The organism is Mesorhizobium sp. P2_F7 (assembly GCF_056403695.1).
Genome location: NZ_JBFUFA010000003.1, coordinates 228,788 through 243,126 on the forward strand (window position 1 = coordinate 228,788; position 14,339 = coordinate 243,126).

A 14,339-nucleotide genomic window follows, 5' to 3' on the forward strand; every position below is an offset into this window, starting at 1 on the left:
GGGCAAACCCAAGCATTTGGAGACGACGTATGGCCAAGACCAAGGTGGAAGCCAATATCGACCAGCCGGACGAACAGCTCGACCGCGCCATCGAGGAATTGCGCGGCGTGCTCCAGGAGGAGGAAAAGCGGCCCGACGCCGGTTTGCGGGCCGCCATGTCCGGCACCAATCCGAACATCATCATGAGCATCCCGGTCGACGTGCAGATCATTCTCGGCAGCACGGAAATGCCGGTGTCGGACCTGATGGCGCTGCAGAAGGGCTCGACGGTGGCGCTCAACCGGCGCATCGGCGAACCGGTCGATGTGGTGGTCAACGGCCGCAAGATCGCGCGCGGCGAAATCACCGTGCTGGAAAGCGATCCGTCGCGCTTCGGCATCCGGCTGACCGAAATCATCGCTGCCACCAAGAGCGCATAGAGTATTTGTTTTTACGCAATTCCGGACGGAAAACCGCACACACTTTTCCTGGAATTGCTTCAAAGGGATGGACGATATGCGGTCTCAGCAGCGATCGGAGCTTATGCCATGACGACGCCGGTGACACTCACGCGCCCGCAAAAGGCCGCCGCCATCCTGGTGGCGATGGGCAAGCCGTCGGCCAGCCGGTTGCTGAAATTCTTCAAGCAGGAAGAGCTGAAGGCGCTGATCGAAGGGGCGCGTCTGTTGCGCACCATTCCGCAGAGCGATCTCGAACGCATCGTCGCCGAATTCGAGGCCGAATTCACCGAAGGCGCCGGCCTGCTCGATTCCGCCGACCGGATGGACACCATCCTCAATGAATCGCTGTCGCCCGAAGAGATGAGCGCCATCATGGGCGACAAGCGCTTCGAGGTTGCGCCGGAAGGACCGCCGCCGATCTGGCCGGAACTGGAAAAGCTCGAACCAACGCGTCTGGGTACGTTCCTTGCCGGCGAACATCCGCAGACAGCGGCCGTGGTGCTGTCGAAGCTTGCGCCGCAAACGGCGGCCAACATTCTGCTGACCATGGAAAAGCCGATGCGCAGCGAAATCATCAAGCGCATGGTGTCGATGGCGACGATTCCCGACGCGGCCACCAGGATCATCGAGAACCAGCTGCGCGCCAGCGTGCTGGCGCAGACCGCGACCAAGGACATATCGGCCGGACAGGCGCGCGTCGCCAGCGTGCTCAACGAAATGGACAAGCCGCAGCTGGAAGAGGTCATGCAGGATCTGGAAGAGGCCGGCACGCCGGACCTCGGCGGCGTCCGCTCCAGGCTGTTTGCCTTCGACGATCTGCCGCTGTTGACGCAGAAGGCGAGGGTGCTTCTGTTCGACGGGCTGTCGACCGAACTGATCACGCTGGCGCTGCGCGGTGCTGCGCCCGGATTGACGGAATCGGTGCTGTCGGCGATCGGCGCCCGGTCGCGGCGCATGATTGAGTCCGAACTCGGACAGGGCTCGGAAGGCATCCAGCTTGTCGACATCATGACGGCGCGCAAGACCATTGCGGTGGCGACGATCCGGCTTTCGCGCGAGGGGGCATTCGAACTTCCGTCCTCGTCGCAGCAGAGCGAAGCGGCTTAAAGCCGAGCGCTGACCTCAAATGGCTGAAGCGGCGGACAAAGACTCCAAAACCGAAGACGCGACAGAAAAGAAAATCCGCGACACCATCGAACAGGGCAAGCTGCCCCATTCGCGGGAAGCCGCACTCCTGGCGTCCTTCATCGCCATACTGGTGTTCACCGTCTTCTACGCCAAGGATGCCGTCGTCGATCTCGGCATGTTCCTGTCCATGTTCCTGGAAAAACCCGAGGCATGGCCGATGGACACTGAGACCGACGTCATCGCGCTCTACAAGACCGTGATGATGGAGATCGGCCGTGCCGTCGTCAGCCTGCTGGTGCTGCTGGTGGTGGCCGGCATCGGCGCCTCGGTGCTGCAGAACATGCCGCAATTCGTCGGAGAGCGAATCCGGCCGCAGCTATCACGCATCTCGATAGCCAAGGGCTGGACCAGGACGTTCGGTATTCAGGGCTGGGTCGAATTCCTGAAATCGCTGGGCAAGCTCGGCTTCGCCAGCATCGTGCTCTACTTCACGCTGTCGCAGGACTACCGCCAGCTGCTGGCCGGCATGATCACCAACCCTGTCGCTTTCGGCCTCGTCATCAAAAGCATCACCGTCGACATATTGGTGGCGATCGTCTTCGTCATGGGGTTGATCGCGGCTGTCGACGTCGTCTGGTCGCGCTTCCACTGGAAGCAGGATCTGCGCATGACCAAGCAGGAGGTCAAGGACGAGTTCAAGCAGTCCGAGGGCGATCCGATCATCAAGTCGCGGCTGCGCTCGCTGGCGCGTGACCGGGCGCGCAAGCGGATGATGACGGCGGTGCCGCGCGCGACGCTGATCATCGCCAATCCGACGCACTTTTCCATCGCGCTTAAATATGTCCGCGACGAGGATTCGGCACCCGTGGTGCTGGCCAAGGGCCAGGACCTGGTGGCGCTCAAGATTCGCGAGATCGCCAAGGAGCACAACATCCCGATCTTCGAGGACGTCGCGCTCGCCCGCTCCATGTACAAGCAAGTTTCGGTTGATAGCGTGATCCCGTCGCAATTCTACCAGGCCGTCGCCGAACTGGTGCGGATCGTCTACTCGAAAAAGGCTGAGCGGAGACAAATTTCATGAACCGCCAACCGCACGCAAAATCCCGCGAACTCATCGTCGCCAAGGCCATCGAGCAGGTGGTCGACGAGTTGCGGCTGATCGATGTCGCCGACTACATCGCCTTCATCCGGCTGGAGCATTTCGCTTGCCTGTCGGACCTGGTGGATTCGGCGGTTGAGCTTTTCTTCCTGCCGGGCACGCTGCGGCTCGGCCATGGCGGTGAAGCGCATGTCGACTGGAGCGGCAGCCCGCGCATCGTGCTCGATCTCGAGCTCAGGCCGCCCGGCGTCACCGTCTATTTCCAGCTGACGCTGAGCGAGGAGAGGTCTTCGGTTGCCGTCAACTATGTATCGTTCGAGAAGCCCGGCGAAGACCCGGAGCACAACACGGTCCTGCTGGAAACGGTGATCGAAGAGGCGCGCATCCGGAGGACCGAGCCGCTCGCCTATCGCTGAGTGTCTGATCCAAAAGTCGCCATGCCGGGCTGCAAATGGCACTTTCTGCGCTTCCGGTGCTCGCGTACCTTCATGTACGCTCCGCTCCGGTTCTCGAAATCACCATTTTCGCCAGCGGCCTGACGATTTTTGATTCAGACACTTCGTTCCGAGACGACAGCCTTGGTCCTTGGATCACTCGATCAGCCCCAGCCGCAGCGCCTTGGCCACCGCCTGGTTGCGGTTGACCGCGTTGAGCTTCTGCGTGGACTGGGTGAGATACTGGTTGGCGGTGTGGACGGACAGCTTCAGCAGCCTGGCGATCTCTTCGCTGGTGTTGCCGTTGGCGGTCAGCTTCAGGCACTCCAGTTCGCGCTTGGAGATCGAGCGCATCCGGCTGGCGTCGTTGGGACGAATGCGGGCAACAGCGGCGAACAGCGAGAAACAGCGGGCGTGGATTTCGTAGAGAGTGTCCTCCGGCAGAGCGATCGTCGAGCCCAGGAACACCACCAACCCGCAATGGCCGCGATCGGCATGGACGGGAAAGGCAATGCCGTTGGTGCCCGGCGCCAGCGGCGCCGTGCGCTCCGCCCAGGCAAGGTTCTGGAAGACGGCGTCCGAGCCGGCGATGCCGTCATCGGCCCACCAACGCGGCGCTGTCGAGGCGCCGCTGTGGCGCACCATCTCCTCGCCATTGGCGCCGGCGATGAACTTGGTTGTCACCGCGGTGGCGGGATAGTCGGAATCGAAGCTCGGCACCAGGCGCGCGCGTTCCGGCGACGGGCTGACGAAGTAGAGGCCGAAGGCCGAGGCGTTGATGTCGACGGCGATCCAGCGGCAGCGGCGCACCGCGTCCGGGATGGTGACGGCGTGGTGCGTCTCGGAGCCGATGGAGAAGGCGCCGAACGGATTGCGCTGCTCGTTGAAAAGGGCTTCGGCAGCCGCCTTGATGTCAGCGTGTTTCAAATGATGCCGCTCCTGATCGCCGTGGCGATGGCCATCGCGCGGTTTGAGGCCGCGAATTTCTGGATGGCGTGGGTGATGTAGCTGTTGACGGTGTTGGACGAGACCCCGAGGATGACCGCGACCTCATCGGTGGTCTTGCCTTCCGACACCCAGAACAGGCACTCGCGCTCGCGGTCGGACAGCGGGTCCTGCATGGCGGCGGCGGCGACCAATTGCGGAATGGCGGACAGCGCATAGCAGCACTTCAGCTGCGCCTTCATCAGCGCCGGCTGGTCGATCTTGCCGGCCTCCGCCGCTGAGAACAAGGCGAACAGCCGCTGGCGTCCGACATTGAGCCGCAGCGAATAGACTTCGGCATGGCCAAGCGCGTCGAGCAGGCGGGCCTCCTCGCCGGTGACCAGACCGTCGGTGTCGGGTGCGACAGAGGCAACAAGCGGCTTCGGACGAATGCCGGGCGCTACGGTCAGCGGCCCCTGGGCGAGGCCGGCGATCAGCCGCTTGCCGATGAGTTCGATGGCGTCGAAAATCCAGTTGGAGGAGACGATGCGGGCGTCGTTGCGGTCCTGGTCATGGACGATGGCGACGAGCATATAGCTGTCGGCGCCGATCTCGGCGGCAAGCTGCATGAAAAAGGAGGTGAGATCGCCGCGGGACGCGAGGCGCGAGCCTAAAGTGTCGGATTGGAGAAGCGCGGCGGAGCTGCTCATTGGATGCTTTGGTTGTATGTCATGGCCGGAATCTTTTCTTGAGCCCGGATGCTGGGGTCGCCAGCGGCCGAACTTGAAGACGCATTACGTTTACGAAGCACTCACACGGGCGCGGCGGTCGCGCCGATCGCCGAATCCATCAGGGAACGCGAAGCCGTCCGCGTCTGGTGCCGGTCAGAGGCCGGAACTTGAGACTTTGGGTGGTCGCCGCGCCCCCCAGGACCGGCTGATTCGGGTCTAATCTACCCGCAGATGAATCCGACATCAAACGCGATTTGACAAAATCGTTTTTTTTGGACTCAGGCGACTCAGAGCCGGCTTTCGTGGGCTTTTCCTGCCTCGAACGACCCGAAACGCTGACACGAAAAAGACAGAGGGTGTTGCGACACTGCCGTATCGAGGGCCGATCGATTCCGATAGGTTCTCGGCGACCGGCAGGGGTGGGCATCCCTTCGGTCGTAAAAGGCGGATTTGGGCGCGCTTGCTTCGCGGCCATCAGCATCGGGGGTAGTGATGAAGCAGGTTTTCCTGGCGTTCACAGTGGTGGTGCTTGCGGTTTTTGCCGGCGCGGCAGCGCCCGCCAAGGCCGAGCCGATCGTCACCTATGCGCTCGACAACGGGCTGCAGGTGGTGCTGGTGCCGGACCATCGCGCGCCGAAGGTGGTGATGAACCTGCGCTATCGCGTCGGATCGATGAATGAACCGGCGGGCCGCTCGGGCTTTGCGCATCTGTTCGAACATCTGATGTTTTCCGGCACCCCGGCCTGGCCGAACGTGTTCGGCGCGCACGCTGCACTCGGTAACGAGATCAATGCCTGGACCACCGAGGACGGCACGGTTTATTACGTCGACGGGCTGTCGTCGTCGCTGCCGATGATCCTGTCGCTGGAAGCCGACCGCATGGCCAATCTTGGCCGTTCGGTGACGCAGGCCAAGCTCGACCTACAGCGCTCGGTGGTCAAGAACGAGATGCGGCAGAACGTGCTCGACAAGGCCGGCGCCTCCGGCTGGGAAGCCTTCTGGTCCGGACTGTTCCCAAAACCGCATCCCTACAGCCGCATGGTCATCGGCTCGGTTGCCGATCTCGATGCGGCGACGCTCGACGATGTCAGAGGTTTCTTCAACAGCTATTATCTGCCCAACAATGCGGTGCTGGTGCTGGTCGGCGATCTCAAAATCGACGACACCAAGGCGCTGATTGCCGATACGTTTGGCAAGGTGCCGCGCGGCGCCGATGTGGCGCGGCCGGCTGTGCCGGAACCGACGCAGGCCCGGCTGAAGCTGGTGCTGGAGGATCGTGTGCCAAGCGCGATCGTCGTGGTCGGCTTCAGTGGCCCGGTGGCGCAGTCGCCCGACAATGGCGCGCTCAGCATTGCCGCCGAACTGCTCGGCAATGGCGAATATGGGTTCCTGCGCAACCGCCTGGTTTCGCAACTGGGCATCGCCACCTATGCCAATGCGAACTGGACCGTCGGCCTGCTCGGCGGCCGCTTTACCTTCGAGGCGGGTGCTGCCGAAGGCGTCAAGCCGGAAGCGCTGGAGAGCGCGATGAAAACGGCGTTCGCCGATTTCCTCAAGACGCCGCTCGATCCGGCCGATGTCGAGCGCGCGCGCACCGGCCTGTTGCAGGCGGCGCGGCTCGGCAATGAAGGGCTGAAGGATCGGGCCGGCACCGTCTCCTACAATGCCGACGTGCTCGGCGATGCGCAGAGTGCGTTGGTCGACGATCCCAGGGTCAAGAATGTCAGCATCGCCGATATCGAAGCGACGATGAAGCGGCTGTTGAAACCGGAAGATGCCAGCGTGCTGGTGCTGAAGCCCGGTCCGCGCGGGGGCTATCCCGACGCTCTGATCGGCTCGTCCGGCACGCCGCAACCGTTCACCGCACCGGAGCGGGCAGCGATCGATATTCCAAAGCATGCAGCCGGCGAGGCGCCTTCGGCGACCTTGCCCGCAAAAGAAACGGCGACGCTGTCCAACGGCATCAAGCTCGTCCACTACACAATGCCGGAAGCGCCGATGGTCTATGTCGCGGCCATTGCCCAGGGCGGCTGGAACAGCGTGCCGGAAGGCAAGGAGGGGCTGCTGGAGCTTGCCGCAAGCATGGCGACGCGCGGAGCCGGGGATCGCGGCTCGGCTGACTTCGCCAAGGCCGCCAGCGACATCGGCGCCGGCGTCGGCTACCAGGCCGGCGCACTGACCACGACGATGACGCTGGGCGTGCCGCCGGAAAAGCTCGACCAGGGTCTCGGCCTGCTTGCCGACGCGGTGCTGAAGCCGCGTTTCGACAAGGCAGAATGGACGGTGCTGATGGCGCAGACGGTCGACTGGCTGAATGGCCGCGAGGCCGATCTGCCCGGCGTTGCCGGCCGCGTGGCGAAGGCAGCGCTCATTCCACCGGTGCCTGGCAAGGCGGCGGTCGACTGGTCGGCAAAGGCGCTGGCCTCGATCTCGCTCGATGAGGCGAGAGACGCGTTCAAGGCGGAGTTCACGCCGAAGGCGGTGACCTTCTACAGCGTCGGCCCGATGCCGGTTGCGACCGTCGCCGCCGGCCTTGAGAAAGCATTCGGCGCCTGGACAAGCGACGCCGCCGGCTATGCTGTCGAGCAAGCGCCGGCGGCGCATTTCAATGGCGGCCAGAAGGTGCTGCTGGTGCCCGAACCCGGCGCAAGCCAGTCGGCGCTGTTCGTGGCGCGGCCGGCGCCCGGCACCGATGAAAGCGAGCGTGCCGAGTCGACTGCGGTCTCCAACCTGCTCGGCGCCGATTTCTCCAGCCGGCTGAATTCGGTGATCCGCGAGGAGAAGGGTTATTCCTATGGCGTGTCGAGCTATCTGATGAGCCCGATGAAGGCCGGCTCGGGGCTGGTGGTGGCAACCACCGTCGAGCGCGCCAACACCGGTCCTGCGATCACCGAAATCCTCAAAGGCTTTGCCGGCCTGACCACCTTGCCGGTGGCGCAGGACGAGGTCGACCGCACGGTGACCGTCTATCGCCGGGCGCTGGCCGGATCGGCCGAGACCTCGGCCGGCCTGTTCTCTTCGCTGATTGCTGCGGTCGGCAGCGGCTCGACGCTGGAGGACCAGCAAGGCCGCATGGCCGCGCGCACTAAACTTACGCTCGACGCCGTGCAGAAACAGGCATTGGCCTTGTCGTCGCTGGATCCGTCGCTGATCGTGGTGGCGGGCGACCCGGATGTGGTGATGCCGCAGCTTGCCGCGATCGGCCTCAAGGATGTGCTGGTCGTCAAACGGGAAGAGACGGCGGAGCAGACCGCGATGCGGGCACTCGATCTTCTCGGCAACAAGCGGCAGGCGCCGCTGTCGGCTTCACCGTGGCGGGTCGGCGATGGCGGCACGACGCGGGCGGTGCACTCTTGCGCAGGCGACCGGGATTGCGGCGCGCAGATCCACGCAGACTAGTCAGTTCGGCGCGCGGCCGCCGGTCGCGTTGAAATTTTGGGTACTTTGTTTCGGGGGAAACGATGAGCGATTCATTTCAAGAAGTCACATCCGTCTCGTGGTTCGGGCGAATCAAGCGTGCGGTCGGCGGGGTCATCTTCGGCCTCATCCTGATCGTGCTGATGGTGATCGGGCTGTTCTGGAACGAGGGCCGCGCCGTGCAGACGGCGCGCTCGCTGGCCGAAGGGTCGGGCGCGGTGGTTTCGGTCGGCGCCGACAGCGTCGATGCCGCCAATGACGGCAAGCTGGTCCATGTCAGCGGACCGGTGACAGCGGACAGCGGTCTCGCCGATCCGGATTTTGGCATCGCGGCGCAAGGATTGCGGCTGTCGCGCAGCGTCGAGATGTATCAGTGGAAGGAAGAGTCCAAGTCGGAGACGACGAAAAAGCTCGGCGGCGGTGAAGAGACGGTGACGACCTACAGTTATTCGAAAGTGTGGGACGACAGCCAGATCGACTCGTCCGATTTCAAGAAGCCGGACGGCCATCAGAATCCGTCGATGGCGATCCACAGCCGCACTTTCCAGATCCCGCAGGGCAAGCTTGTCGCCTTCGATCTGGATACGCCGGTGCTGGATCGCATCGAGGGCGACAAGGACTATTCGCTGTCGGCCGATCAGTCGGCGGCGATAAAGGCCGCCTATACCGGGACGAAGCCGCTCAGCATCGTCGATGGCAGGATCTATCTCGGCAATGACAACACAACACCTGCTCTGGGCGACTACCGCATCGGCTACGAACTGGCGCCGCTTGGCGTGGTCAGCATCGTCGCGCGCCAGGCAGGCAGCCGGTTCGAGCCATACCAGACGCAAGCGGGCGATGCGTTGCTGATGGTGGATACCGGCAACGTGCCGGCCGAAAAGATGTTCGCCGACGCTGTAAGCGCCAACACGCTGATCACCTGGCTGCTACGCGGCGCCGGCCTGCTTTTGCTGACCATCGGCTTTGCGCTGTTCCTCAGCCCGATCGGGGTGATCCTCGACGTCATACCCTTCCTCGGCAGCATGGCGCGGATGGGAACCGGCATCATCGCCTTCGTCCTGGCGATCATGGTCGGCACGACGACGATCGCCATCGCCTGGTTCTGGTACCGGCCGCTGCTGGCGGTAGGGATCCTGGCCGCCGGCCTGATCGCGGCGGTGATCGTCTATAGGATCGGCCGGTCGCGAAAGCCAGTCGTTCCAGCGGCCGCGCCGACCACCGGCGCAGCTGTCTAGGTGGAGTTCCGGGGGCGGCTGTGGCGGCCCCCCACTTCTACTTGTCCTCGAAGCCGGTCAGCACGCCCACGGCGTTGATGCCGATTTCCTCGACGGCGTAACCGCCTTCCATGACGAACAGCGTCGGCAGGCCGAGCTTGGCGATGCGGCGGCCGATCTTCGGATAGTCGGGGCTTTTCAGTTTGAACTGGCTGATCGGGTCCTTCTCGAAGGTGTCGACGCCGAGCGAGACGATGACGATATCAGGCGCGTAGGCGGCGAGCTTGGCACAGGCGTCTTCGAGCGAGGCGTTCCAGCTCTCCCAGTCGGTGCCGAAGGGCATGGGATAATTGATGTTGAAGCCTTCGCCGGCGCCGGCGCCGCGTTCATCAGCATGGCCCAGGAAAAAGGGATACTCGACCATCGGATCGCCGTGCAGATTGAGAACCTGGACGTCGGCGCGGTCGTAGAAGATTTCCTGCGTGCCGTTGCCGTGGTGATAGTCGACATCGAGGATCGAAACGCGTTTGGCGCCCTGGTCGCGGAACCATTGGGCGGCGACGGCGGCGTTGTTGATGAAGCAGTAACCGCCCATGAAGCCGGCGCCGGCGTGATGGCCGGGCGGCCGGCAGAGCGCGAAGGCCGACCGTTCGCCGCCCTTGACCAGGGCGGCCGCCGTCAGCGCCACATCGTAGGAGGATTTGATCGCGGTCCAGGTGCCTTCGACGAAGGTGGCGCCGGCGTCGAAGGAATAGTAGCCGAGTAGGGCATCGACGCGCTGGGGCGGCACGTCGCCGCGCAGGCCACGTGTCGGCCAGGTGAAAGGCATGGCCGTGCCCTTGTGGCCTTCGGCGGTCCATCGCGGCCATACCGTCGGCAGGAAGTCGATGTAATCGGCTTTGTGGATGCGCTTGGCGGCGGTGAGATCATGCTCGACCGGTCCGATGATCGGTCCAAGCTTCTCGCTCTCGACCCGCGCCTTGATGAACTCGGCCCGCGACGGTTTTTCGAAACCCGGCACGATGGCTGATGTGACCAATTCCATCTGGCCGGCATGGCCGGCGTGAAGCGGCGAATAGACAGTCTTCATGAAATTCCTCTCGAAGTGCGTAATCAGTCAAGGTTGAGATAGGGGGTCACCAGCGCGAGCCACATTCTTTCCACATCGTCCTCGATGAGGTCGTATGTCTTGCGGTCCCGTTTCAGCCCCACGAGCCGGCAGGCGTGGCCGACATCCATCATCAGCACGCCGAGCCGGCTGGCGATCTTGTCTTCAAGCGCCGGGTTCACATGCTGCAGCCATGCGGCGTAGAGCGCGATGATCTGCTCGTCATATTCGTCCTGGATCGGCCTGAGGTCGGCGTTGCCGGAGATGGCCTCGATCACCGGCATCAGGGTAGCGTTCTCGAGATATATCTTGGAGGTATCGATGAAGAGCTTGCGCACTTCCTCGCGAAACTCGTCGCGGTTGGTGGGCGGAGCGACCTCGATGCGCCTGGCGATCACCTCGGGAAAGGATGACAGCCAGCGCCGGGCGAGGTCGAGGAGAATGGCTTCCTTGTTGGGAAAGTACTGGTAGACCGACCCGACCGACAGGCCCGCGCGCTGCGCAATGGCGAGCGTCGTCGGCGTCTTGGTTCCTTGCTCGCGCGCCAAGGTCAGCGCCGCGTCGAGGATCCGGTCGACCACCTTGCTCGACCGCTCCTGCCGCGGCTGCTTGCGCGGTTCGAGCGCCATCCTGGTTTCGCGGCTGAGATTGCGCTTCACGTCCCGATGCCCTCGTTCGCCCGTCCCAAGCGCCGGATGTTGTCCACAATACATTCGAAATTCGGCACGTTGACAAACGCGAATAATTAGTCGCATTCTTTTATCCACGCTGTTTTCGGAGATCACAAGGGGAATTTCAAAACAGCGCACTGGCATCAGTTTTCGTTCGATAGCGCCGCTCCAGCGGAGTGGAAGCTTGTCGGACAAGAGGGTTGTCGGTCTCAGTCAGTCGTCAAAAGCGCGGAGTCGCGATGTCTGTCACGGGTGCGGGTGCTGATCTGATCGTCATCAATGGTCGCGTGCGGACCATGGACGATGACAATCCCGCCGCCGAGGCCATTGCCGTCAAGGACGGCGCCATCATCGCCATCGGCAGCCGCGCTTCCATCGAAGAACTCAAGGGATCGGCTACCAGGGTTATCGACGCCAAAGGCGGTTCGGTCCTGCCCGGTTTCATCGAAGCCCACATGCATCTGTTCTCCGGAGGGGCCGAGCTCGCGCACCTCCAGCTTGGTGGTATCCACGGCTTCGAGGCGCTGCAGCAGGCGATCCGCGACTATGCAACGACACGGCCCGAGGCGAAAATGCTGGTCGGGCAGGGGGTCGACTACACCGTGCTCGGCGACGAGCGGGTGACGCGCCATCATCTCGACGCCATCCTGCCGGACCGTCCCTTCTGCATGGCGGCGCCCGACCATCACACCATGTGGGCCAACACCAAAGCGCTGGAGATGGCGGGCATTCTGCGGGGGCGCACGCTCGGTCCAGGCAACGAGATCGTCATGGGCGAAGACGGCCTGGCTGCCGGTGAATTGCGCGAGGGCGAAGCCTTCGGTCCGGTGCTCGACCTTGCCGGCGAAAGCCGGGTGCGGCTGGGGCTGTCGACCGGCGGCGAGCCCAACCCGATGCCATCGGCTGCCGAGCGGGCCGCCGACCGCGCCATCATGCGGCGAGGCCTTGCCTGGTGCGCCCGCCACGGCATCACCTCGATCCAGAACATGGACGGCAATCTCTACCAGCTCGAATTGCTCTCCGAGATCGAGGCCGAAGAAGGCTTGCCCTGCCGCGTCAAGATCCCGTTCCACTACAAGAATTTCATGACCCTCCACATCCTGGAGAAGGCCTCTGTCATGGCTGAGCGCTACGATAGCGAATGGCTGTCATCGGGCATGGTCAAGGTGTTCTATGACGGCGTGCTCGACTCCTGGACCGCGGTCATGGTCGAGCCCTATGCGGACCGTCCCGACTGGGTCGGCGAGCCGCTGTTCACGCCGCAGCAATTCATCGATCTCGCCACCGCCATCGACAAGCGTGGCCTGCAGATCGCCGTGCACTCGATCGGCGATGGCGCCGTGCGCGCGGTGCTCGACGGCTACCAGGCGGCGCAAAAGGCCAATGGCAAGCGCGACAGCCGGCACAGGGTCGAGCATATCGAGGTCACAACCGCCGCAGATGTGCCGCGTTTCGCCGAACTCGGTGTCATCGCGTCGATGCAGCCGTCGCATCCGCCCGGCGCCATGGATTTTCCGCTGGAGCCGACCGTATCGCGCATCGGGCGGGATCGCTGGCCGCTGAGCTATGCCTGGCGCACCTTGAAGGAAGCCGGCGCCCATGTCGTCTTCGCCTCGGACTGGCCGGTGGCGGCGATCGACCCGATCCTGAGCATCCAGGCGGCATTGCTGCGCAAACCATGGGCAGAAGGCGATCCCGACCAGAGTTTCTCGCTGCAGGAAGGGCTCGCCGCCTACACGGTCGAGGGCGCCTATGCCGAATTCGCCGAGCAGCGCAAAGGCGTGCTGAAACCCGGCTATATGGCAGATCTGGTGGTTTTGTCCGCCGATATCGAGAAGACGGCGCCGGCTGAATTGCACAAGGTGCGGCCGGTGACGACGGTCTGCGGCGGCAAGGTCACCTACCAGGCCTGACAATGGCATGCGGCTTGCAAAGCTTGCGGCTTGCAAGACGAATTGACTGACTGAACTGTGATTCAATGCCGGACTTGCCAACCTACCGGCCGTGTGATCACATCGAACAGGGGAAAAACTCCGCCGACAAGAGCGGGGTCAACAGTGAGGCGTATCGTGCCGGAAAAACCGGATCGGAATGCAATTGAAGTCGTAAACGTCAGTAAAATTTTCGGATCAGGGGAAGGGCAGGTCGCGGCCCTCGACACGGTCTCGGTATCCATCCGCGAGAACGAGTTCTTCACCCTGCTGGGCCCGTCCGGTTGCGGCAAGACCACGTTGCTGCGGTTGATTGCCGGCTTCGACTTTCCAACCGCCGGCGAAATCCTGCTTTATGGCCAGGACATTGCGCCGCTGCCGCCATTCAAGCGGCCGGTCAACACCGTCTTCCAGTCCTACGCGCTGTTCCCGCACATGACGGTCGCCGACAATATCGGCTTCGGCCTGGAAATGCTGGGCAAGCCGAAGGCCGAGATCACGGCGCGCGTCGCCGAGATGCTGAAGCTGGTGAAGATGGAGGCGCTGGCGGGTCGCCGCACCAGCCAGATCTCCGGCGGCCAGCAGCAGCGCGTGGCGCTCGCTCGGGCACTGGCGCCGCAGCCCAAGGTCCTGTTGCTCGACGAACCGCTGTCTGCGCTCGACTACAAGCTGCGCAAGGAAATGCAGATCGAGTTGAAGCGGCTGCAGCACGAGACCGGCATCACCTTCATCTTCGTCACCCATGACCAGGAAGAAGCGCTGACCATGTCGGACCGCATCGCGGTGATGTCGTCGGGCAAGATCCTGCAGGTCGGTTCGCCGCGCGACATCTACGACCGGCCGGCCGAGCGCTTCGTCGCCGACTTCATCGGCGAGTCGAACTTCCTCAAGGCGGATGTGGTCGGCGTGACCAGTGGCCGCGCGACGGTAAAGCTTTCGTCTGGCACGGAAATCCCGGCCTCGTTGCCGGACGGTTTCAGCCCCAGCGGCAAGGTCACCATTGTCGTTCGTCCCGAGCATGCGCAGCTGGGTGCGGCCAGCCCGAGCGCTTCGCTGTCCGGCACCGTCGAGAACATCGTCTATCTCGGCACCGACACGCACTTCCATCTGCGCCTTGCCGGTGGCGAACCGTTCATCGTGCGGCGCCAGAACAGCCGCGGCGCCGGGGACGGCATCGTTCAGGGCGGTCAGGTCGGCATCATGATCGGCAACGACGCCGCGCAAGTGCTGAAGGACTGA

General features: G+C 63.6%; 12 protein-coding genes. 8 read left to right on the forward strand and 4 right to left on the reverse strand.

Translation table 11 applies throughout. The features are described from left to right. Positions 1 to 29: 29 nt before the first annotated feature. The 4 genes from fliN (at position 30) to AC1DZ8_RS10895 (ending at position 3,083) form a co-directional block, all read left to right on the forward strand. Complete coding sequence (fliN, locus tag AC1DZ8_RS10880) at positions 30 to 419, forward strand: flagellar motor switch protein FliN (protein WP_477303553.1); 390 nt, start codon at positions 30 to 32, stop codon at positions 417 to 419. Positions 420 to 527: 108 nt separating this feature from the next. Beyond that, positions 528 to 1,547, forward strand: coding sequence for a flagellar motor switch protein FliG (locus tag AC1DZ8_RS10885; protein ID WP_477303551.1), 1,020 nt, complete (start codon positions 528 to 530; stop codon positions 1,545 to 1,547). A 19-nt stretch (positions 1,548 to 1,566) separates the two neighbouring features. Next, complete coding sequence (flhB, locus tag AC1DZ8_RS10890) at positions 1,567 to 2,649, forward strand: flagellar biosynthesis protein FlhB (RefSeq protein ID WP_477303550.1); 1,083 nt, start codon at positions 1,567 to 1,569, stop codon at positions 2,647 to 2,649. Then, on the forward strand, positions 2,646 to 3,083 hold the full coding sequence (locus tag AC1DZ8_RS10895; protein ID WP_477288253.1) for a hypothetical protein: 438 nt from the start codon (positions 2,646 to 2,648) through the stop codon (positions 3,081 to 3,083). The genes flhB and AC1DZ8_RS10895 overlap by 4 nt, the downstream gene beginning before the upstream one ends. Before the next feature lie 174 nt (positions 3,084 to 3,257). On the opposite strand, the gene AC1DZ8_RS10900 is transcribed toward AC1DZ8_RS10895, so the two are convergent. Beyond that, positions 3,258 to 4,028 (reverse strand): helix-turn-helix transcriptional regulator, encoded by a 771-nt coding sequence (locus tag AC1DZ8_RS10900; protein WP_477303549.1) that lies wholly within the window; start codon positions 4,026 to 4,028, stop codon positions 3,258 to 3,260. Beyond that, on the reverse strand, positions 4,025 to 4,735 hold the full coding sequence (locus AC1DZ8_RS10905; protein WP_477303547.1) for a helix-turn-helix transcriptional regulator: 711 nt from the start codon (positions 4,733 to 4,735) through the stop codon (positions 4,025 to 4,027). Before AC1DZ8_RS10905 ends, AC1DZ8_RS10900 begins: the two co-directional genes overlap by 4 nt. A 513-nt stretch (positions 4,736 to 5,248) precedes the next feature. Between AC1DZ8_RS10905 and AC1DZ8_RS10910 the strand changes: the two genes are divergently transcribed. Both AC1DZ8_RS10910 and AC1DZ8_RS10915 read left to right on the forward strand, forming a co-directional pair. Next, a complete protein-coding gene (locus AC1DZ8_RS10910; RefSeq protein ID WP_477303545.1) occupies positions 5,249 to 8,155 on the forward strand; it encodes a M16 family metallopeptidase in 2,907 nt (968 codons plus the stop codon). Between the two features lie 62 nt (positions 8,156 to 8,217). Then, on the forward strand, positions 8,218 to 9,411 hold the full coding sequence (locus AC1DZ8_RS10915; protein ID WP_477303543.1) for a TMEM43 family protein: 1,194 nt from the start codon (positions 8,218 to 8,220) through the stop codon (positions 9,409 to 9,411). Between the two features lie 37 nt (positions 9,412 to 9,448). Here the strand turns inward: AC1DZ8_RS10915 and AC1DZ8_RS10920 are convergent, their stop codons facing one another. Then, entirely contained in the window at positions 9,449 to 10,480 is a 1,032-nt protein-coding gene (locus AC1DZ8_RS10920) for a histone deacetylase family protein (RefSeq protein ID WP_477303541.1), read from the reverse strand. Positions 10,481 to 10,503: 23 nt separating this feature from the next. Then, positions 10,504 to 11,157 (reverse strand): TetR/AcrR family transcriptional regulator, encoded by a 654-nt coding sequence (locus AC1DZ8_RS10925; protein ID WP_477303539.1) that lies wholly within the window; start codon positions 11,155 to 11,157, stop codon positions 10,504 to 10,506. A gap of 251 nt (positions 11,158 to 11,408) precedes the next feature. Here AC1DZ8_RS10925 and AC1DZ8_RS10930 point away from each other — a divergent pair, with 251 nt between their 5' ends. Next, positions 11,409 to 13,082 (forward strand): amidohydrolase, encoded by a 1,674-nt coding sequence (locus AC1DZ8_RS10930; protein ID WP_477303537.1) that lies wholly within the window; start codon positions 11,409 to 11,411, stop codon positions 13,080 to 13,082. 156 nt (positions 13,083 to 13,238) lie between these two features. Then, positions 13,239 to 14,339, forward strand: coding sequence for an ABC transporter ATP-binding protein (locus AC1DZ8_RS10935; protein ID WP_477303891.1), 1,101 nt, complete (start codon positions 13,239 to 13,241; stop codon positions 14,337 to 14,339).

What these genes read in the sequence shown, in the direction of transcription:
- AC1DZ8_RS10910 (WP_477303545.1), top strand. Translation starts at nt 5,249, where the DNA reads ATGAAGCAGGTTTTCCTGGCGTTCACAGTGGTGGTGCTTGCGGTTTTT.
- AC1DZ8_RS10885 (WP_477303551.1), top strand. Translation starts at nt 528, where the DNA reads ATGACGACGCCGGTGACACTCACGCGCCCGCAAAAGGCCGCCGCCATC.
- fliN (WP_477303553.1), top strand. Translation starts at nt 30, where the DNA reads ATGGCCAAGACCAAGGTGGAAGCCAATATCGACCAGCCGGACGAACAG.
- AC1DZ8_RS10915 (WP_477303543.1), top strand. Translation starts at nt 8,218, where the DNA reads ATGAGCGATTCATTTCAAGAAGTCACATCCGTCTCGTGGTTCGGGCGA.
- AC1DZ8_RS10895 (WP_477288253.1), top strand. Translation starts at nt 2,646, where the DNA reads ATGAACCGCCAACCGCACGCAAAATCCCGCGAACTCATCGTCGCCAAG.
- AC1DZ8_RS10930 (WP_477303537.1), top strand. Translation starts at nt 11,409, where the DNA reads ATGTCTGTCACGGGTGCGGGTGCTGATCTGATCGTCATCAATGGTCGC.
- AC1DZ8_RS10920 (WP_477303541.1), bottom strand. Translation starts at nt 10,480, where the DNA reads ATGAAGACTGTCTATTCGCCGCTTCACGCCGGCCATGCCGGCCAGATG.
- flhB (WP_477303550.1), top strand. Translation starts at nt 1,567, where the DNA reads ATGGCTGAAGCGGCGGACAAAGACTCCAAAACCGAAGACGCGACAGAA.
- AC1DZ8_RS10905 (WP_477303547.1), bottom strand. Translation starts at nt 4,735, where the DNA reads ATGAGCAGCTCCGCCGCGCTTCTCCAATCCGACACTTTAGGCTCGCGC.